The 19,517-nt window shown below is 66.1% G+C and carries 15 protein-coding genes; 6 read left to right on the top strand and 9 right to left on the bottom strand.

What is annotated here, in order from left to right; genetic code table 11:
• Positions 1-27: 27 nt before the first annotated feature.
• Both GTO19_RS14415 and GTO19_RS14410 read right to left on the bottom strand, forming a co-directional pair.
• A complete protein-coding gene (locus GTO19_RS14415; RefSeq protein ID WP_291021705.1) occupies positions 28-2,526 on the bottom strand; it encodes a response regulator in 2,499 nt (832 codons plus the stop codon).
• A 49-nt stretch (positions 2,527-2,575) separates the two neighbouring features.
• Complete coding sequence (locus tag GTO19_RS14410; RefSeq protein WP_291021704.1) at positions 2,576-3,193, bottom strand: hypothetical protein; 618 nt, start codon at positions 3,191-3,193, stop codon at positions 2,576-2,578.
• Between the two features lie 166 nt (positions 3,194-3,359).
• On the opposite strand from GTO19_RS14410, the gene GTO19_RS14405 reads away from it, so the two are divergent.
• The gene (locus GTO19_RS14405) at positions 3,360-5,882 is read left to right on the top strand and encodes a penicillin acylase family protein (RefSeq protein ID WP_291021703.1); all 2,523 of its coding nucleotides are present in this window, start codon (positions 3,360-3,362) and stop codon (positions 5,880-5,882) included.
• Between the two features lie 12 nt (positions 5,883-5,894).
• Here GTO19_RS14405 and GTO19_RS14400 read toward each other — a convergent pair whose 3' ends face one another.
• The 5 genes from GTO19_RS14400 to GTO19_RS14380 are packed head-to-tail and all read right to left on the bottom strand — an operon-like array spanning position 5,895 to position 10,149.
• Positions 5,895-6,692: an ABC transporter ATP-binding protein gene (locus tag GTO19_RS14400; protein WP_291021702.1), complete on the bottom strand. Its 798-nt coding sequence runs from the start codon at positions 6,690-6,692 to the stop codon at positions 5,895-5,897.
• Positions 6,693-6,706: 14 nt separating this feature from the next.
• Positions 6,707-7,843, bottom strand: coding sequence for a succinylglutamate desuccinylase/aspartoacylase family protein (locus tag GTO19_RS14395; protein ID WP_291021701.1), 1,137 nt, complete (start codon positions 7,841-7,843; stop codon positions 6,707-6,709).
• A gap of 28 nt (positions 7,844-7,871) precedes the next feature.
• On the bottom strand, positions 7,872-8,585 hold the full coding sequence (locus tag GTO19_RS14390; protein ID WP_291021700.1) for an ABC transporter permease subunit: 714 nt from the start codon (positions 8,583-8,585) through the stop codon (positions 7,872-7,874).
• A gap of 19 nt (positions 8,586-8,604) precedes the next feature.
• Positions 8,605-9,288, bottom strand: coding sequence for an ABC transporter permease (locus GTO19_RS14385; protein WP_291021699.1), 684 nt, complete (start codon positions 9,286-9,288; stop codon positions 8,605-8,607).
• Positions 9,289-9,300: 12 nt separating this feature from the next.
• Positions 9,301-10,149: an ABC transporter substrate-binding protein gene (locus GTO19_RS14380; protein WP_291021698.1), complete on the bottom strand. Its 849-nt coding sequence runs from the start codon at positions 10,147-10,149 to the stop codon at positions 9,301-9,303.
• Positions 10,150-10,356: 207 nt separating this feature from the next.
• Between GTO19_RS14380 and GTO19_RS14375 the strand changes: the two genes are divergently transcribed.
• Positions 10,357-11,310: an MBL fold metallo-hydrolase gene (locus tag GTO19_RS14375; protein WP_291021738.1), complete on the top strand. Its 954-nt coding sequence runs from the start codon at positions 10,357-10,359 to the stop codon at positions 11,308-11,310.
• Between the two features lie 45 nt (positions 11,311-11,355).
• The gene (locus GTO19_RS14370) at positions 11,356-11,919 is read left to right on the top strand and encodes an NADPH-dependent FMN reductase (RefSeq protein ID WP_291021697.1); all 564 of its coding nucleotides are present in this window, start codon (positions 11,356-11,358) and stop codon (positions 11,917-11,919) included.
• 4 nt (positions 11,920-11,923) lie between these two features.
• On the opposite strand, the gene GTO19_RS14365 is transcribed toward GTO19_RS14370, so the two are convergent.
• Together GTO19_RS14365 and GTO19_RS14360 are read right to left on the bottom strand one after the other, a co-directional pair.
• The gene (locus GTO19_RS14365; RefSeq protein ID WP_291021696.1) at positions 11,924-14,107 is read right to left on the bottom strand and encodes a cation-translocating P-type ATPase; all 2,184 of its coding nucleotides are present in this window, start codon (positions 14,105-14,107) and stop codon (positions 11,924-11,926) included.
• A 232-nt stretch (positions 14,108-14,339) separates the two neighbouring features.
• Positions 14,340-15,155: a hypothetical protein gene (locus GTO19_RS14360; RefSeq protein ID WP_291031203.1), complete on the bottom strand. Its 816-nt coding sequence runs from the start codon at positions 15,153-15,155 to the stop codon at positions 14,340-14,342.
• Between the two features lie 601 nt (positions 15,156-15,756).
• Here GTO19_RS14360 and GTO19_RS14355 point away from each other — a divergent pair.
• Genes GTO19_RS14355 through GTO19_RS14345 form a run of 3 tightly spaced genes read left to right on the top strand, consistent with a single transcriptional unit; the run spans position 15,757 to position 19,516 of the window.
• A complete protein-coding gene (locus tag GTO19_RS14355; protein ID WP_291021694.1) occupies positions 15,757-16,500 on the top strand; it encodes a hypothetical protein in 744 nt (247 codons plus the stop codon).
• Entirely contained in the window at positions 16,497-18,578 is a 2,082-nt protein-coding gene (locus GTO19_RS14350) for a hypothetical protein (RefSeq protein WP_291021693.1), read from the top strand. Before GTO19_RS14355 ends, GTO19_RS14350 begins: the two co-directional genes overlap by 4 nt.
• On the top strand, positions 18,575-19,516 hold the full coding sequence (locus GTO19_RS14345) for a hypothetical protein (RefSeq protein ID WP_291021692.1): 942 nt from the start codon (positions 18,575-18,577) through the stop codon (positions 19,514-19,516). Before GTO19_RS14350 ends, GTO19_RS14345 begins: the two co-directional genes overlap by 4 nt.
• Position 19,517 lies beyond the last annotated feature (1 nt).

Below are 19,517 nucleotides of genomic sequence, written 5' to 3'. Positions count from 1 at the left end.
TCAGCGGCAAAGCCTGGCAACGAACTTTTACTCGGTGACGCTCGAACGTCGCAGCGCGACCCAGTCGAGCAGTTCGCGGTTGGTGTGTTGCGCGAGGTCTCGAAGCTGGGCGAGCCAGTCAATGTCCTGCGACGGCCACTGCTGCCGCTCAAGCAGCGGCACATATATGCCACGACTGAAATGGTGCAGTGCTTGCGCCCCCACTTCACCGCTTGTGCCGACCAAGGAATGCAGCACGTCGATGGCTCTTTGCCTATCACGCTCGTTGGCAGCGACAGCGAGTTGCTCCACCAGTGAATGGATGCGAGGTAGGTAATCGCCCAGCAATTCGTCAACCAAGCCAATGCGCAGGAAACCCTCCAGGCGACAAACATTGATCAGAGTTGTCACAACCGGAATCGCGACGGTAGCTGAGGCAACCTCGCGCTTCAAAGGTTGCAGGCCCACCATTGAACCTAGGCGTTCGTATAGCAGCGGCGCCTCCACGGGCTTGAGGACAAAGTCGCCCACGCCAACCGCGCGCGCCTCCGCAACCTCGTCGTCGCCCGCGTGCGCAGTAACCGCCAGAATGGGAACCGCGTTCAGACAGCCACCCAGCGCGCGAATGGCCCGAGCCAGTTCGATTCCGCTCATGCCTGGCATATGGATATCGAGGACGACGGCGTGCCAAGCGTCATCGCGGCGTAGCTCGTGTAGCGCAGCGTCGCCGCTGTCTGTCTCCAACACGTGGGCTCCCGCCTGCCTGAGATACGCCGCTATAGCCGCGCGGTTGCACGGGTTGTCGTCCACCAGCAGCACTCGCTTGTCCTTCAAGCGATCTCGGGCGCTCCAGTGTCCACGTTCGCGCGCGTGCATGGCTTGGTTCACGGCGTCCAACAGCCCGATCCGGTCCACAGGTTTGCTCACGAAGCCATCGAAGCCGGCGTTCCCGATTTTCACGCGCGTGAGATGACCGGACTCGCTCGTGCGCGCGAGGAGGCAGGTGTGTCGATTGGCTGGAGCATCGCCGCGACGCACACGTTCGGCAAGCTCATAGCCGCTCATGCCGGGCATGTTCAGATCCAACACCACCACGTCGTAAGAGTGCGCTCTGAGCGCATCCAGCGCCTGCAGGCCGTCTGCAGCCTCCTCAACGACCACGTCCAACGGCTGCAGCATCAGCAGTGTGGACATACGCAATGCGCTGTCGTCATCAACCACGAGGAGACGCCGGCCTGCCCACTGCTCGCGGACTTCGATCAGAAACGCAGCACCCCGCGCCTCGAGCTCCTTTGCATCCACTGGTGGGAAGCTCAGAATGAACTCGGTATGGCTGCCGAGTACTGACTCGCAACGTATGTCGCCGCCGAATGCACGCATCACTCGGTGGCAGTAGGCCAGGCCCAATCCAGTCCCGCCAAGCTTTCCCGTCGATCGGAACGGCTTGAAAAGCGTCTGCAAGACTTCAGCATCCATGCCAGGTCCGTCATCGCGCACCACGATCAAGTTGCTCCCCACGGATATCTGTAGTCGCGCGTCGGGATAGATCGACAGGTAGTACAGCGCGTTTTTCATCAAATTGAATAGGACAAATAGAACCGCTGTCTCATCTCCACGAAAAACGAAATCGTCGTGTATCAGAAGTTTGACCTTGGCACGCTGCAGATCGTTGTCGTAGCCGTACTCCTCCACCGCCTTGGCACACACCTGTGCGGCGGACAGGTAGGCGAAGCGCTGGGAGTCGAGTGGCTTGTCGTTCACCTCGTCGAGTGTCATGGTGATGACCTGAAGTCCCCGTTGCACGGCCATCTCTCCTTGGGAGACGTGACGATGCAACCGTTCTATTTCCGTCCCCGAGCCAAACGTGCCTTGCTCATGCGCGCCGAGAACTGGAAGCGCCTGTCGAATGTTGTCTAGGCTGTACCGGACCTGCGCCATGGGATTGCGCATCTCATGCGCAATGGATCCGGCAAGCGAGGCATAGGCCTGCCGAACCCGCTCTACCGTGGCCTGCTCCAGGGCGAACTTGAAAAGACTTCCACCCACCACGCCAACCACCAGTACCGGCAGCCGGAGCACATACTCGAGTGGCAATTGGGGGTTCGGGTCCGTCCATGCATAGATGCCTGCCGCGGCGCCAAAACCGACGATCAACATCACGATGAAGTTGCGCCAGTCGGCCAACAACATAAGCAGGAACACCGACATGAATGTGTTGCCCACTGCCGCCGGACCGCCGCCATTCTTGAGCGACGTGAAGACGAGCGTAAACGGCAGAGCGATCGTCATCGCGATGTAGCAGGCGGGCAGGTAGCAGGCTTGCAATCGCTTGGGCCAGTAGTTCCTGGCTGCAAGAAGCAGCAGCAACGATACGACTGTCATTCGAAGCATGAAGTCGTCGTATCCAGATGAAGATCGTACATAGCGCATTCCGTACATCAAGGGATATCCGATCACTCCGAAGAAGATCATGTAGCGCAGCAGCAAAGGGCTGGGCTGGTGATAAGACTTGAAGTAGGCAAAGAGCTGTTTGAACCAGGAAACCATGGGAGACACCGCCTTCTGAAGTGATTTTTGCGTCGGCGTCGTGCCAGGCTCAAGAGCAGCGCTTCAAGGCCCTATCCACGTCATCCGCCGTCCCACGTATGAGGGAGTAGACCTTGTTCGTCCCCGGCAATGGCAGGTCTTGAGCCAATGTTGCGAAACCAAATCGGCGATACAGCCGGCTCAATGCTCGCGTGCAGGTGGCCCACAACGTCTCTACATGGGCATCGGCGAATGCGTGCAGCAGAGCTTTCTGAAGGCAGTGTCGCAAGGCGTCGACGTCGGTTCGATATTGGGGCGCCATTACCAAGCGGCCGACCTCCCAGGCCCCACACGTCAACGAAAAATCATCAGATGGAAGTTGCGGCAGGAACTCTTCCGTCAGCGTCAGTCCGTAGCCCAGCGGAACGATTCGAATCGTGCCGATTCGCTGATCCATCAAATCAAACGCAACGACGATGCCGCACGCGTCTCGTTTCTTTTCGAGCTCTTGAAAGCGAGCTCCTGCAGCGGCATGCACTGACAGATCGATCTCCTCACGCAAAGACAACACGGTGGCGATGTCACCGTCACCGTGCAAGCGATGCAGCGATATCTCCTCATTGCACCGGCGCGTTCGCATGAAGACCGCGTCGAGCGGAACAGAGGGCGTGGCGATTGAAAGGTCCATGGACGGTAGCTTCTGGGCGGGATCGTCTGCCCTGCGGAGTACCAGAAGGCAACGCGCTCGCATCGGTCTGAGTCCCGCATCGCCACTTGCGTGACAAGCGTCCATCTGCGCCATACCCATCAGGGGTATATCCTCGCGGCTCGTCATAAATCCGTGAGACAAATCCATGCGCTGGATCCGCCGCCTCGCCACCCTGATCGGCCTGTTGCTCGTGCTGGCCGCCGCCCTGGGCCTGTGGTACGCCAGACAGACGATTCCGCAGACCGATGGCCAATTGCAGGTGAGCGGGCTGGCCGCGCCGGTTCAGGTCAACCGCGACGGCAGCGATGTGACGCACATCCTGGCGCAGGGTCCGCGCGACGCCTGGATGGCGCTGGGCTACGTGCACGCGCAGGAGCGCGGCTGGCAGCTCGCCTTCAACCGCGCGGTCATGCGCGGCACCTTGTCCGAGTTCCTGGGCCCGGCCACGCTGGAGACCGACAAGCTCATGCGCACCCTGGGCATCCGCCAGGTGGCGCTGCGCCAACTGGCCACGCTGCCGCCGGATGCGAAGGCCGCCGTGGAGGCGTACAGCGCGGGCGTCAACGCCTTCTTCGCCGGCAGCGAACAGGCGCTCACGCCCGAGTTTCTGGTGCTGGGCGTGGACCCCCGTGAAGAGGCAAAGCGAGGCGCCTGGTGGGACCCGGCGGACAGCGTGGGCTGGTCGATCATGATGGCGCTGGACCTGGGCGGCAACTGGGGCAACGAGTTCGCGCGCCTGTCCGCGCTGCAGGTGCTGGACACGCCCGCGCTGTGGGAACTGTTCCCGCCGTACCCGGGCGAGGCGCCCGCAGCCACGGCCGATCTGGGCCGGCTGTACCGCGAGCTGGGCGTGTTCAAGGTCAACGGCACGGGCAGCAAGCCGGGCAACGGCACCGCGACCTCGCAGGCGCCGTCCGCAGGCGAGGTCGCCGAGGTCGCCGGCTGGCGCGAGCGCATCGCGCTGGACCTGCGCGACTGGACCGCCGGTTTCGGCTTCAACGAGAACAAGGGCTCCAACAACTGGGTGGTGGCCGGTTCGCGCACGAAGACCGGCCAGCCTCTGCTGGCCAACGACCCGCACCTGGGCCTGAGCGCGCCCGCCATCTGGTACTTCGCGCGCCTGCAGGCGCCCGACGCCGGCGGGCTCAAGGGCATGGACGTGATCGGCGCCACGCTGCCGGGCACGCCCTTCGTGGTGCTGGGCCGCACAGCCGGCGTGGCCTGGGGCTTCACCAACACCGGGCCCGACGTGCAGGACCTCTACCTCGAGCAGATCAACCCCGCCAACACCGGCGAGTACCGCGTGCCCTCGGCCGACGGCGAGCCCGCATGGGCCCCGTTCACCGTGCGCGCCGAGACCATCCGCGTGAAAGGGCAGGCCGACGTGACGCACCTGGTGCGCCACACGCGCCACGGCCCGGTGCTCAGCGACGCGCAGGCGCAGCACGGCAAGGTCATCGACACCACGCGCTTCGTGCTGGCGCTGCGCTGGACCGCGCTGGACGACGAGGACAACGTGGCCGCGACGCTGGCCTCCAACCGCGCGCAGAGCGTGGAGGAACTGCTGGCCGCGTTCTCCACCTTCCGCGCGCCGATGCAGAACATCGTGATGGCCGATCGCACCGGGCGCATCGCGTACAAGGCGGCCGGCGTTGTGCCACTGCGCTCGGCGGACAACGACATCCGCGGCGTGGCGCCGGCCCCGGGCTGGGAGCCGCGCTACGACTGGACGGGCTGGCTGCCCTACGCCGACACGCCGCAGGACGATGGCGCGCGCGGCTGGATCGCCACCGCGAACCAGCGCATCCACGCGGCCGACTACCCGCACTTCATCACCCAGGACTGGGCCCCGCCGTACCGCCAGCAGCGCATCGAGACCCTGCTGGAGGCCACGCCCAAGCACGACGTGGCCAGCATGCGGTCCCTCCAGGGCGACCAGCATGCCGAGTCCACGCTGCGGCTGATGCCACACCTGTTGAAGGCGCCTTCCACGCACCCGCTCGCGGAGGCCGCGCGCGCCGCGCTGCAGGGCTTCGACGGCGTGATGCGCGCCGATTCGGCGGTGCCGCTCATCTACACGGCCTGGATCGACGAGTTCACGCGCGGCGTGATCGGCCAGCGCCTGGGCAAGGAGCGCTTCGAGTCGCTGTACGGCAAGCGCCTGTTCCGCCAGTCGGTGGAAGCTTTCCTGGAGAGCGACAACCGCGCCTGGTGCGGCGTGCAGGGCTGCGTGCACGCCTCGGGCGAGGCCTTCTCGCGCGCGCTGGACAGGCTCTCGGCCGTGCACGGATCGGACGTGTCGACCTGGCGCTGGGGCGACGCGCACCCGGCCATCTCGGCGCACCGGCCGTTCTCGAACGTGAAGCCGCTGGCGCGCTTCTTCGAGGTGCGCGAGCCCACCGGCGGGGACCCCTTCACCGTGAACGTGGGCCAGTACCACCTGGACAAAGCCGACGCCCCGTTCGCCAACCGCCACGCGGCCAGCCTGCGCGCCATCTACGACCTGGCCGACCTCGACCGCTCGGTCTTCATCTACCAGACGGGCCAGAGCGGCAACGTGTTCTCCAGCCGCTACCGCGACATGAGCGCCACGTGGCTGGCCAACGGGCACCGCACGCTGAGCCTGAGACCACCCAAGTGGGCGAGTCAGTTGGAGCTGACGCCCTGAGCCGGGCGCGGCTTATTTCAGGTTGCCCTTGAGGAACTGGGCCAGCCGCTCGCTCCTGGGGGCGGCCAGCACCTCACGCGGCACGCCCTGTTCCTCGATGCAGCCCTTGTGCAGGAAGATGAGGTGCGAAGACACCTCGCGGGCAAAGCCCATCTCGTGCGTCACGACCACCATGGTGCGGCCTTCCTCGGCCAGCAGTCGCATGACGCGCAGCACCTCGCCCACCAACTCCGGATCGAGAGCGGAGGTGGGCTCGTCGAAGAGCATCACCGCGGGCTCCACCGCCAGGGCGCGCGCAATGGCCACGCGCTGCTGCTGGCCGCCGCTCATGTGCGAGGGGTAGCGGTCTTCCACACCGGCCAGGCCCACGCGCTCCAGGTACTTGCGCGCCGTCTGCACCGCCTGATCGCGCGGCACGCCCAGCACGTGCACGGGCGCCTCGATGATGTTCTGCAGCACCGTCATGTGCGCCCACAGGTTGAAGTGCTGGAACACCATGGCCAGGCGCGTGCGCAGGCGCTGCAGTTGCTTCGCGTCGACGGCGTGCAGCTCGCCGTGCCGGTCGGCCGCGAGCTTGAGCTCCTCGCCGCCGAGCACGATGCGCCCCGCGTTGGGTTTCTCCAGCAGGTTGATGCAACGAAGCAGGGTGCTCTTGCCCGAGCCCGAGCTGCCGATCAGGCTGATCACATCGCCCGCGCGCGCCTCGAGCGAGACGCCCTTGAGCACCTCGTTCTGGCCGAAGCGCTTGTGGATGTCGTGCACGGCCAGCAGGGGCGCGGCGGCCGCGGGGGAGGGGGCGGTCGATGTCATGGGTGGCTGGTGAATCAGGCGCCGAGCAGGTGCCCGGTGCGGAACGGTGTGGCGCCGGCGATCTTGCAGAGTTCGCCACCGGCCACGACATAACGTTCGCCGATGGCGGCGTAGAGCACGCCCGCCACGCCGGCGGTGACCCGGTGCACGCGCGAGGCGCCGGGCGCGGTGGGGTCGATGATCTCGGCCACGAGCTCGCCCGCGGCGAGCGTGTCGCCCGGGCGGGCGCTGAACACCACCACGCCCGCCACGGGGCTGTGCAGCGTCTCCGAACCCGCCAGCGGCGTGGCCTGGCACGAGGGCTCGGGAATCGCGGGTGCCGGCCCGTCGATCACGCCCAGGTGTTGCAGGTAGGTCATGAGGGCTGTGGCGTCGGCCTGCGCGTGCGCGTGCGACACGTCGCCTTCGCCGCGCAGTTCCACGGTGGCGCTGGCGCAGCCCTGCGGCAGCGGGTGGGTGATGCCTTCGTCCCGCAGTCGCTCGGCCAGGCGCCACCACAGGCCGGAGAGCGATTCGTCGAAGGGCTCGCCGCCCGAGTCGCGCGCGAGCAGCACCGCGCGGCAGCCCAGCAGCCAGGCCAGCGGCGCCAGCGGCGGCCAGCAGGCCTCTTCGGCGTACAGGTGCAGCACGGCCTCCCAGTCGCAGTGCAGGTCGAGCACCACGTCGGCGTCGTGCGCCAGCAGGAAAAGCTGGCGGCGCAGGCTGTCGAGTTCGCTCGCGGGCTGCCATGCCTGGAGCCAGTCGGTGGCGGCGCGGCGCACCAGGGCCACGTTGGCGGCCGGGTCCGCGCCGAGGCGAGCGCGCACCGCGTCGAACACGGCATCCGCCAGCTTGGGGTAGTGGCGGTTGAAGTTCTGCGCGGTGCCGAATTCGAAGCGGCCCATGGCGCGGTGGTTGAGCCGCTGCGACAGGCCGATGGGGTTGGCCGCCGGCACCAGCACCACCTGCCCGCGCAGGCGGCCGGCGCGCTCGGCGGCTTCGAGCAGGGGGCGCAGGTGGTGCGCCACCAGCATGCCCGGCAGTTCCTCGGCGTGCAGGCTGGCCTGCAGATAGACCTTGGGCCGGGCGTCGGCCGCGCCGTACCGGAAAGAGACCAGGTGCTTCTGGCTGCCCAGGCTCGGGCTCAACAGGGGGTGTTCACGCCGTTCCATGGTGGACACACGATAGCTCAGTGGGGGCTCAGTGCGCGCGCGGCGCGAGGTGCGCAAGGAAGTGCCGCTCGCTCAGCTTGAACACGCCCACCAGGGTGAAGGTGATGGTGAGGTAGATGGCGGCGGCGAAGATGTAGGCCTCGAAGGGCAGGTAGAAGTCGGAGTAGATGCGGCTGGCGGCGGCCGTCACGTCCAGCATGGCCGGCACGGCGCTGGCCAGGCTGGTGCTGTGCAGCATCATCACGACCTCGTTGCTGTAGGCGGGCAGGGTGCGGCGCATGGCGCTGGGCAGCACGATGCGCCGCAGCGCCTGCCAGCGGCCCATGCCCATGGCCTGCGCGGCCTCGATCTCGCCGGCCGCCGTCTCGCGGATGGAGCCCGCCAGCATCTCGGCCGTGTAGCCCGCCGTGTTCAGGCTGAAAGCGAGCAGGGCGCAGAAGAAGGCGTCCTTGAACAGGGTCCAGGGCCACACCGCGTCCCAGCGCGCCTGGATCCATTCGAGCTGGGCCAGGCCGTAATAGATCATGTACATCTGGATCAGCAGCGGCGTGCCGCGGATCACGTAGGTGTACCCCCCGACCAGCCAGCGCAGCGGCGCCGGGCCCTGCGTGAGCGCCAGCGCGAACACCACCGCCAGCACGCCGCCGATGGCCAGGCACGACAGCAGCAGGCTCAGGGTGGTGAGCACGCCCTCGCCGTACATGGCGAGGTGGGCGGGTTGGAAGATGATGTCCCAGCGCATGGATGATGCTCGAAACGGCTCAGGCCGTGCGCTTGACGCCCAGGCTGAAGCGCCGGTTGACCCAGCGCAGCGCCCACAGCGACACCGAGGTGTAGACGAGGAACAGCGCCGCCGCGAACAGGAAGAAGGTGAAGGGCTCGCGCGTGGCCGCGCTGGCCTGCTTGGCCAGGTAGGTCATCTCGTGCAGGCCGATCAGGCTGACCAGGGCCGTGGCCTTGATGAGCACCAGCCAGTTGTTGGTGAAGCCGGGGATGGCGTAGCGCACCATCTGCGGCGCGGTGATGCGCAGGAAGGTGCGCAGCGGCCCCATGCCGAAGGCCCAGGCCGCTTCCATCTGCCCGCGCGGAATGGCCAGGATGGCACCGCGGAAGGTTTCCGTCATGTAGGCGCCGTAGATGAAGCCGATGGTGAGCACGCCGGCCGCGAAGGGGTTGATGTCCACCGTGCGGCGGCTGCCCATGGCCTCGAGCAGGTGGTTCAAACCGATGGTGCCGCCGTAGAAGACGAGCAGCATGAGCACGAGTTCGGGCACGCCGCGCACCACCGTGGTGTATGCCGTGGCCAGCCACACCAGGGGGCGGCGGCCCGAGAGCTTGGCCACCGCGCCCACCAGGCCCAACAAAATGGCCACCCCGAGGGCGGCCAGTGAGACGCCCACCGTGAGCAGGGCGCCTTGCAGGATGGACTGGTAGTAGCCGGACAAACCGCTCGCGGCTTACTTGCCGTAGACGTCGAAGTCGAAGTACTTCTTGCTGACGGTGTCGTAGACGCCGTTGGAGCGGATGGCCTTGATGGCGGCGTTCAGCTCGTCCTTGAGCGCGGTTTCGCCCTTGCGAAGCGCCACGCCCACGCCGGTGCCGTAGTACTTGGGGTCGTCCAGCACAGGGCCGACGAAGCCGTAGTCCTTGCCCTCGGGCTTGCTCAGGAAACCGCCGTTGACTTCCACCTGGTCGGCCACGGTGCCGTCGAGGCGGCCGGACTTGATGTCCAGGTAGACCTGATCCTGCGCTTCGTAGGGAACGATGTTCGCGCCGGCGGGCTTGAGTTCGGCCATGGCGTACTTCTCTTGCGTGCTGCCCTTGAGCACGCCGAGCTTCTTGCCCTTGAGCGAGGCCGGATCGGTGTAGGCGGTGCCGTTCTTCACCACGATGCGGCTGGGGGTGAAGTAGTACTTGTCCGTGAAGTCGACGACCTGCAGGCGCTCCTCGGTGATGGACATGGAGCTGATGATCGCGTCGTACTTCTTGGCCTGCAGGCCGGGGATCATGCTGTCCCAGACCTGTTCGACGAAGACGCATTGGCGCTTGATCTCCTTGCACAGGGCTTCGGCAATGTCCACGTCGAAGCCGGTGGGCTTGCCGTCGGCGGTCTTGAAGGTGAAGGGCTCGTAGGTCGGGTCGATGGCGACCTTGAGCTCGGGCAGGGCGGCCGGTGCGGGGGCGGCCGCCGGGGCAGCGGCCGGTGCCGGGGCCGGCGCGGCGGCGGGTGCCGCTTCCTCCTTCTTGCCGCAGGCCGACAGGGCCACCGCGGCGATCAGCGCGGAATACAGGACAACGTGTTTCATGAGAGATCTCGGTTGCCGCCCAACCGGCCATCCGGCTGGTGCGAAGTAGGCGGGATTGTAGGTCTGGGCTTGTGGGGCGCTGGCTCCAAAAGGGCAGGTGTTTCCCTCGGTCAGTGGCCCCCGGTCGCGGGTGCAAGAAGCAAGCCAGCGGCCGCGCCGGCATGGCCTCGCCAGCGCGCTCACCCGCTGATACATTCGGCCTTGCTTATGTTCTGTTGTTTCTCCCGCCGCACTGTCCCGGGCCTGTTGTTGGGCCTGCTCACGCTGACCCAGGCCCTGGCACAAACGCCGCTGCGCGTGCAGCCGGTGGCGCCCGACATCTGGTTCGCGCAGGGCGCGGCGGCGCTGGGCTCGCCGGCCAACCGCAACTTCATCTCCAACGCGGCCTTCGTGGTCACGCGCGAAGGGGTGGTGGTCATCGACGCGCTGGGCTCGCCGGCACTGGCCGATGAGCTGCTGGCCGAAATCGCGCGGATCACGCCGCTGCCGGTGCGCTACGTGATCGTGACGCACTACCACGCGGACCACATCTACGGCCTGCAGCGCTTCAAGGCGGCGGGCGCCACCATCGTGGCGGGGGAGCAGGGGCGCGAGTACCTGGCGTCCGACACGGCGCGGCTGCGCCTGCAAGCCAGCCGTGAAGAGCTGGCGCCCTGGATCGACGAGCACACGCGGCTGGTGCCAGCGGACCGCTGGCTGCAGGCCGACACCGTGCTCGAACTCGGTGGCGAGCGCTTTCGCCTGCAACTGGCCGGGCCGGCCCACACGCCCGAGGACCTGGTGGTGTTGCATGAGCGCACCGGCGTGCTGTTCGCGGGCGACCTGGTGTTTCGCGGGCGCATCCCCTTCGTGGGCCTGGCCGACAGCAGCGGCTGGATCCGGTCACTCGATCGCCTGCTGGCCTTGCAGCCGCGCCTGCTGGTGCCGGGCCATGGGCCGGTGTCCGATCAGTCCGTCGCGGATCTGCAGTTGACCCGCGACTACCTCGTCCACCTGCGGCAGGCCATGGGCGAAGCCGCCAGGAACCTCGAACCCTTCGAGGACGCCTACGCGCGCACCGACTGGTCGCGCTTCGAATCCCTGCCGCTGTTCGGTGCGGCCAACCGCATCAACGCCTACAACACCTACCTGCTGATGGAGCGTGAGGGCATGGGGCGCTGATCGCGGCCGGTGTAGCCTCGAGGTTCCCACCAGGAGCCTTTTCCCATGACCACCTTGCTCGGCCTGTCCGGCAGCCTGCGCGCCGGCTCTTTCAACACCTCGCTGCTGAAGGCGGCTCAAGCCGCCGCGGGCGCGGACACCAGCTTCGACGCCGCCACCGTGCACGGCGTGCCGCTGTACGACGGCGACCTGGAGCAGGCCAGCGGCACCCCGCCGGCGGTCCGCGCCTTGAAGGAGCGCATCCTCGCCGCCGATGGCCTGCTGCTGGTTTCGCCCGAATACAACAACGGCATTCCGGGCGTGTTCAAGAACACCATCGACTGGCTGTCGCGCCCCACGCCCGGCATGCCCGATGTGTTCCGCAACCGTCCGGTGGCCGTCATCGGTGCCTCGCCCGGCGGCTTCGGAACGGTGATGGGACAGGCCCACTGGCTGCCCGTGCTGCGCACCCTGGGCGCACAGCACTGGAGCGGCGGGCGCCTGATGGTCTCGCGCGCCGGTTCGGTCTTCGGCGCGGACGGCGCCTTGCAGGACGAGGCCATCGCCCGCCAACTGGCGGACTTCGTGCAGGGCTTCGCACAGTTCGTGGCCGCCGCGCGCGGCCGCTGAGGCGTCAGCGCCGCCAGCCGCGCAACAGCAGGGCGTTGCTCACCACGCTCACGCTGCTCAGCGCCATGGCCGCGCCGGCCACCATCGGGTTGAGCAGGCCGGCCGCCGCCAGCGGGATGCCGATCACGTTGTAGGCGAAGGCCCAGAACAGGTTCTGGCGGATCTTGCGGTAGGTGCGGCGCGAAATGTCGATCGCATCGGCCACCAGCGCCGGGTCGCCTCGCATCAGCGTGATGCCGGCCGCGTGCATGGCCACGTCGGTGCCGGTGGACATGGCGATGCCCACGTCGGCCGAGGCGAGGGCAGGGGCGTCGTTGATGCCGTCGCCCACCATGGCCACCGCGTGCCCGCCCTGTTTCAGGCCGCTCACCACGGCGGCCTTGTCGGCGGGCAGCACCTCGGCCTCGATGCGCTCGATGCCCAGGCGCTGGCCCACGGCCGTGGCCGCGCCCCGGTTGTCACCCGTCAGCATCACCGTGCGCACGCCCATGCCGTGCAGACGCTCGACCGCGCGCGCGGCGCTGGCCTTGGGGGTGTCGCCGAAGGCCAGCAGGCCCACCAGTCGGGGCGCCTGCGTCACGTCGGCCAGCCAGGACACGGTGCGGCCCTCGTCCTGCAGGCGCTGCGCCTGCTTGGCCAGCACCGAGGTGTCCACGCCCAGCTCCTGCATGAAGCGTGGGCTGCCCAGGCGCAGTGCATGGCCGTCGACCTCGGCCGACATGCCGCGGCCCGGCACCGCGCTCAGCCGGGTGGCGGGCAGGGGCGTCAGGCCTGCAGCCTGGGGCGACTCGAGCACGGCGCGTGCCAGCGGGTGTTCGCTGCCGGCCTGCAGCGCGAGGCTCCAGGGGATCAGATCGGCCTCGTGTTCCGCCGCGGCCAGGCTGGCCACGAGTTGTGGCCGGCCCTCGGTCAGCGTGCCGGTCTTGTCGAAAGCCACGGTGTCCACGCGGTGCGCCACCTCCAGGGCCTCGGCGTCTTTGATCAGGATGCCATGGCGCGCAGCCACGCCGGTGCCGGCCATGATGGCCGTGGGAGTGGCCAAGCCCAACGCGCAGGGGCAGGCGATCACCATCACGGCCACGGCGTTGAGGATGGCCTGTTCCCAGTCGCCCGCGAACCAGCCCCAGCCGAGCAGCGTGAGCAGCGCCAGCCCCAGCACCACCGGCACGAACACCGCGCTCACGCGGTCCACGATGCGCTGGATGGGCGCCTTCTTCGCCTGAGCCGACTCCACCAGGCGCACGATGCGCGACAGTGTGGATTCGGCGCCGACGGCCGTCGTCTGCACCTCCAGCAGCCCATCGGCGTTGACGGCACCGCCGGTCACCTTGTCGCCGCCGTGCTTGGCGACCGGCAGGCTCTCGCCCGTGATGAGGGACTCGTCCACCTGGCTCACGCCGCTGAGCACCGTGCCGTCCACCGGCACGCGTTCGCCGGGGCGAACGATCACCACGTCACCCACTTTCACACGCGCCAGGGGCAGGTCCACGTCGCCGCCGGGCGTGCGCACCCGGGCGACCTCGGGCTTGAGCGCATTGAGCGCGGCGATGGCGGCCGTGGTCTGGCGCTTGGCGCGCGCTTCCAGCCACTTGCCCAGCAGCACCAGGGTGATGACCACTGCCGAGGCTTCGAAGTACAGGTGCGGGGTGCCGTGGTCTGCGTGCCTGAAAAGGAGGTACAGGCTCAGGCCGTAGCCCGCGCTGGTGCCCAGTGCCACCAGCAGGTCCATGTTCCCGGTGCCCGCTCGCAGCGCCTTCCAGCCGGCGCGGTAGAAGCGTGCGCCCAGCCAGAACTGCACGGGCGTGGCCAGGGCCAGTTGCACCCAACCGTTCAATGCCCAGTCGGCGCCGAACGGCATGCCCACCATGGGCAGCACCAGCGGGAGCGACAGCACGGCGGCCAAGACCACGGGCCACCACGGTTCGCCGACCTTGTGGGCGCTGTGCGCGGTCGAGGTGTGCTCCTCGTGGGGCAGGGCCGAGTAGCCAGCCTTCTCCACGGCGGCCACCAGCGCCGGCGCTGTGACGCCAGTGGCGCGCACGGTTGCGCGCTCGGTCGCCAGGTTGACCTCGGCCTCGCTGACACCGGGCACGGCCTTCAATGCCTTCTCGACGCGGCCCACGCAGGAAGCGCAGGTCATGCCTTCGATCTCGAACTCGAAGTTCAGGGACGGTGCAAGAGAACTCATGGCAGCTTGGGGATGGAGTGAGGGTGAGGCCGATGCTCAGTGACGGAGGTGGGACAACCCAGGTCCCCTAAGGTGTTGAACTCAAACGCATTTTTGACCAGTAGGCACGAATTGACCCATTTCTCCAACTAGGTCAATTTGCCCTGCTCGAATCCATCAAGGGTCAGTTTTAGAGGATCTCGCCGGATAAGGTCATTTTGCTCACTAACCTGCCGGCCCGCACCCCAGCCGATCAACGTGGGCACCACTCGAGTTCGGCGCCCGAGATCACACCGAACGGATCGGCACCCAAGTATGCGGAAAGCGCTAGCCGAAGTTCGATCACGTGGGCCGGTTGGGCCTCCTCCGGAACCTCGATGCGGCCGAAGTAAGTCGCCAAGTAGTCACAACACTCGGCCCCCAGCACTTGCAAATCAGGGTCCAGTTCCTTGCTCGATAGTCGCTCCATCGCACTCAATAGGTGCAAGTGGTACGCGCGTTCATTGCTCCATAGTTCAGCGTAGCGCATGTCAAACAGCGCTTGCGTCAAGCCCTGCCTTTTCTTTGTGGCTCCGGTCCCGATGTAGACCCATTCGTCATCCTCTGGGAACCCTGCCAGATCGGTGAGCACGACATTGATGCAGCGGGGATCCTCCCGCTCCGAATAGCGGCGCTCGCTAAGTGCTGCCAGCTCGATATGTCCGATGGGCGTCGGGTCCAGCAGTCGCCATATGGCCTCCCTCAACACATCGAGTGCTTTGGGCGCATACAGGGTTGCGTGGTAAATCCACCTGGAGGCATTTGCGGGGTCCCGAGCAAGCCGCGACAGCTTCTTCTCGAGATCCGGTTGCCCAAGATTTTTCATCCGGTCGAATGCGCTGCACCGGGGCCCCAGGGCATCTCCGTAGGCTTCGATCAGCTTGGATTCGAGGTCGTAGGGCCCCGAAGCGCCAGTCTCGTCCAACAGTGCCTGAAACAGCGCCTTCGTCTTCCAGCGCTGGATAGCTCTTTGCGCCCGATGAATCGTCGGCTTCGCCCAAGAAGGTGGCCGCGGGACCAGGTCGATCACCTGTTCGGCCGGAACAACGCGTGGGAATGAATTGCTAAACAAGTATTACTGTTGAATTGGCTGACCGTTTCAACGCTAGACGGGGTCGTTGCTCGATTCGTAACCTGCGCGACTTACCGGTAGTTGGACGAATGATGCCAAAAGTCGGCGCGGCCACTCAGACACTAGACGAAGAGGAACTCCTCGGAGGCACCGCGCTGCGCGAGGCGCTGGGCTTTCGCACGGGCGAAGCATTCCGCGCGGCGGCTCGCGGTGGCCGCCTGCCAATCATGCTGGTGAAGATCGAGGGGCGCCGCGGGTGGTTTGCGAGCGCCAGGGAAGTACGGAACTGGAGGGCCGGCATCTTGGCGAGGCTGGGACCGGTCCACGCTGTGGGCGAGACGCCCGGAAAGGACTAGCGACGAGCAAAGAACCGAAACCCCGTCCGTAGACCACCCAAAACGGAAAACGCCGCACAGCAAGCTGGGCGGCGTCGTCACTCTTTTCAGGTTGGGGAACCTTGAAACGTAGTGTCGGCGCAATGGGCTGGGCTGTCAAGCCCCACGGTCAGGCCGTGCCTTGGACGGGCGGCCTGGGATCGAGGACGCGATCCTTCAAGCGCATGGAACCGCATCAGCGGCGCCATCTGAAGAAATTCCTGTGGCAGTGGCCCGCGCATGCGGTGGCCGCTTCCATGGGTCTTCGAGACCTACCCACCATGAAAAACTTTACCCGCTGGGGCGGGCGCACTGGGCGCTACGCCGAATTTCGGGGTGCAGTCAGTCGCTGCTACGACCCGATCTCCCAACAACACGTGCAGTTTGCCTACGCCTACGAATACGAGGCGTGGTTGCACGCACGGTTTGATCCGGACACGGCCTCAATTACCGTGAAGGCGACGCCGGTCGTGGCCGAGGTGGAGGGGCGGATCTGCAAGGCCGTCGCCACCTTCGTCGTCACCAGCCGCAGCACCGGCGCAAACCGCCTCCATCTGGCTTGCAAGACCGAGGAGCGCTCGCGCTCTCGGGTCAACGCACTCAAGCGCGTTGGCCGCGCGCTGGACGCGCAGATCGTGGTGACCACTTTGGCGCAAGTACGCTCCAACGTGGACGCCTTCTGGCGCATGGAACTGCTGCGTCAGGCCGGAGCGATCCATGAAGACGAAGGGCTCGAGCTCGATGCGCGGATTGCCGCGGCTCTGGGTACCCACGGAGACACCGACCGTGGCCGCTTGGTGACGGCTCTGGGGGTGTCACCGCAACTGGTTGATGCGCGCTTGGCCTGGATGCACTGCCACGGCCTGCTGCGCCTGGACCTCTCGCAGGACAACTACGGCGTGCTGCGCACGCAGGTGGTTCTGCAATGATCGAGGCGCGCAAGGAGCTGCGAAGAGCGGCCTTCTACCTCGCGATCCCCCCGCAGTGGCGGGACATTTCCGACTGGCCGGCGGTCGATCCCAACACGGTGTCGGACCTCAAGAAGAGGGCGCGCCTCATCGCCTTGACCAGGGCAGCCACGGCGTTTCTCAATCACGCACCATTTCGCGAGGTCAAGAAGCTTGCCGGTGTAAGCGAGACGCAATTTTTCCATCTTATGGCGCGCGCGCTCGGCGCGCAGGCCGGGACCGACCAGATCTGCGGAACCCGCGCGTTCGTTAGCAATCGGGTTCAGGCGGCACGCGAACGCAAGGCGCCGGCCGGCAAGACCAGCAAGTTCGGCGGCTATACCGGCCTTTTCAAGAAGCTCATTAAGGATCGACCGGAAATCTTCCGGCGCCTGACCGAGTTCCTTAACGGCAAGGAGCGTCCCAACACGGTGACGCCCCATCACATTCACGCCAAGTTCATCGAGATCTGCAAGGACGAGGGCCTGTGCGCCTCCGACTACCCGCTCAATACCAAAAGCAAGGGCTATCAGCCGCTACAAGGCTGGTACGAGAGGGTGTACCAGTTCGAGAACCGCCGTCGCCACATCGAAAAGCAGCACGGACCGGCCGCGGCCGTGGCCGCACTCTACGAGTTGGGAGATGGAACCTCGCGCACGCCGCCCATGCCCTACACCGTATGGGTAATCGACGAGATGAAGGTCGACCTGGAGGCGGTGATCGAGCTGCCGATGGCGCGCTGGGACGTCGAGTTCGTTGCGCTCAGCCAATTTCAGGTCCTGCGCTGCCGCTCCATTGGCAACGTCGCTTGCAACATTGCATGGCACATGTGCCTGCGGCAACAGGCGAGCGGGCCCGACATCATCCAGCTGTTCCGAAACGCAGTCCTCGGTCAGCCGGCAGTCGACTGCGTGGAGCCCACCATCCAGTACGAAAAGGGCGCAGGCTTCCCGCAGAACACGTTCGAGCCGCTGCGCTATGCGGTGCCTATCCTGGTCTATTTGGACAACGCGCTGTCGCACCTGTTCAACCCGCTGCAAACCCTTTTGCAGCGGCTCTTTGGCGGGCGGGTTTTGCTCGGCATCCCGGGGCGGCCGAAGGGCCGTCCCGACATCGAAAGCTCAATCGGCCATCTGGTGCGTGCTCTGATCCACCAGTTGCCGGGGACCACGGGCACAGGTCCGCAGGATTCCGTGCGCGAGCGGGCCGCGATCCCTGTGGGAAAGCGCGTGCAAATCGGGCTCTTGGAGCAGGCGCTGGACGTCTATTTCGCCAACCAGAACGTGATGGCGAGCTCCGGAGCGGGCTACCTGGACTCCTTCACGCGCTTGGCGCGCTTGGTGCTGACCAACAAGATCAAGTGCAACTACCTGCCGGAGGTCCGTCGCAAACCGCACAACTTCTGCGAACCCTTGCCGGTCACCGTGCATTGCGATCTCAAGGACAGCCGCGGCAACTTCGTGATCTACAAAAAGCGCCGCTATGCGTCTCCATGGCTGAAGGTCCAGCCCGGCCTGGGCGGCAAGAAGCTCTTTGCCATGGTCGACTACAACGACCTGCGCACCGTGGAACTGGTGGATCAGTCGTTCGCGACTTTCAATGTCGTCACCTGCGAAGGCTCTATGGCCAACGTGCCGCACGACCAACGGATGCTGGAGATCATCAGCAAGAACCGTTCAGACGCGCGTTACCGGTCTCGACCCGGTGACTCCGCGCTCTTTGGCGTTCTGCGCCACCTGGCCGGACGCGCCAAGGCTGACAGTCAAGCCGCCTTGGAGTACGCCTACATCATGCGTTACCTCAAGCGCCAGTTGCCACCCGAGGCGATCCAGGATCAGGTCCTTGCCGTGGGAGCCGGCGACGAGTATCTGGAGATCGACGCGGTCGTGGTCCCCGATCCGTTGCCCCTGCCGCCGCCACTGCAGGTGGATGGCCCGCCGGTGTCAGAGAAACTCTACTCGAACGTGCCGTCCTTTCGGCCGGCTGCCAACCCTGCTGCTGCTCCCGAAGTGCCCACCGCGCCGGTACGGCGCTTTGTCGTGCCCAGGAGGTTGGGATGAGCGACGACCTGAACCAGTCCTCCAACGCGGAGGAAACGGGTGGCTTCTTCCCGAATCGGCCCATTTGGACGCCCGAGATCGAGCGCAAAGCCACGGTTGTGGCCGACTGGGTGGAGTGCGAACTCGAGGGTGGGCACATCTGGGGCATCCAGCGCGTGGGCAAGAGCGAATTTGCCAAATACCTCGAGCAAGGCCTGCCGTCGATGCTGCCCGCCACGGCGGTCGTCATCTTCGAGTTCCTGCTGATGAAGCCGAAAACGGCGGAGGCTGTGCTCAAGAAGTGTCTTCTTAACTTGGACAGCACCGCTGCCCCGGGTCGGGAACTGCCGATGATCTATAGCCGCGTGCTCGGGATGATTGTTGCCAAGTGCAAGGCGCTGCGCGCCAGGCGGGTGGTTCTGATCATCGACGAGCTGCAGAACATTCCGCACGAGCTGTACCCGGTGTTCATGAGTCTGGCATCGGACGTGCGCAAGGCAGGGTTCGTGCCCCACATGCTGTCCATCGGTCAGCCGGAGATGAAAACCACCATCGACCTGGCCTTCCAGAACAACTACCTGCAAATGATCGGCAGGTTCTTCCAGGGCATGGCGATCTATCACGGGCTGACTATCGAAGACATCGGGGCCCTCTTGACGAACATGGAGGGAGAAGGTCTTGAATTCACCACCCGCCACTTTCCGGAGCGGGCTCGGCAAGGCTGGTCGATCACGGAGTTGGCGCGTCCCATGGAAGAGGCCGTCACAGCTCTCTTGACGGAAGACAACCTCACAGGCACCGCGGCCAGGCTCCCCTTTGCCTACTTGCGCCCAGCGCTGAATTCAATGTTCTTTCACCTGGCTGCCGACCCGCAGAGCGTGATCGACGCGGCTATGGCGAAGGCTGCAATGAAGAAGGCCAGTCTGCACAAAGTGCTGCGTCACTATGTCGCTCGGTAAT

This window comes from Hydrogenophaga sp. (genome assembly GCF_011772445.1).
Classification (GTDB): domain Bacteria; phylum Pseudomonadota; class Gammaproteobacteria; order Burkholderiales; family Burkholderiaceae_C; genus Hydrogenophaga.
This window is presented reverse-complemented; position numbering and strand designations above follow the sequence as displayed.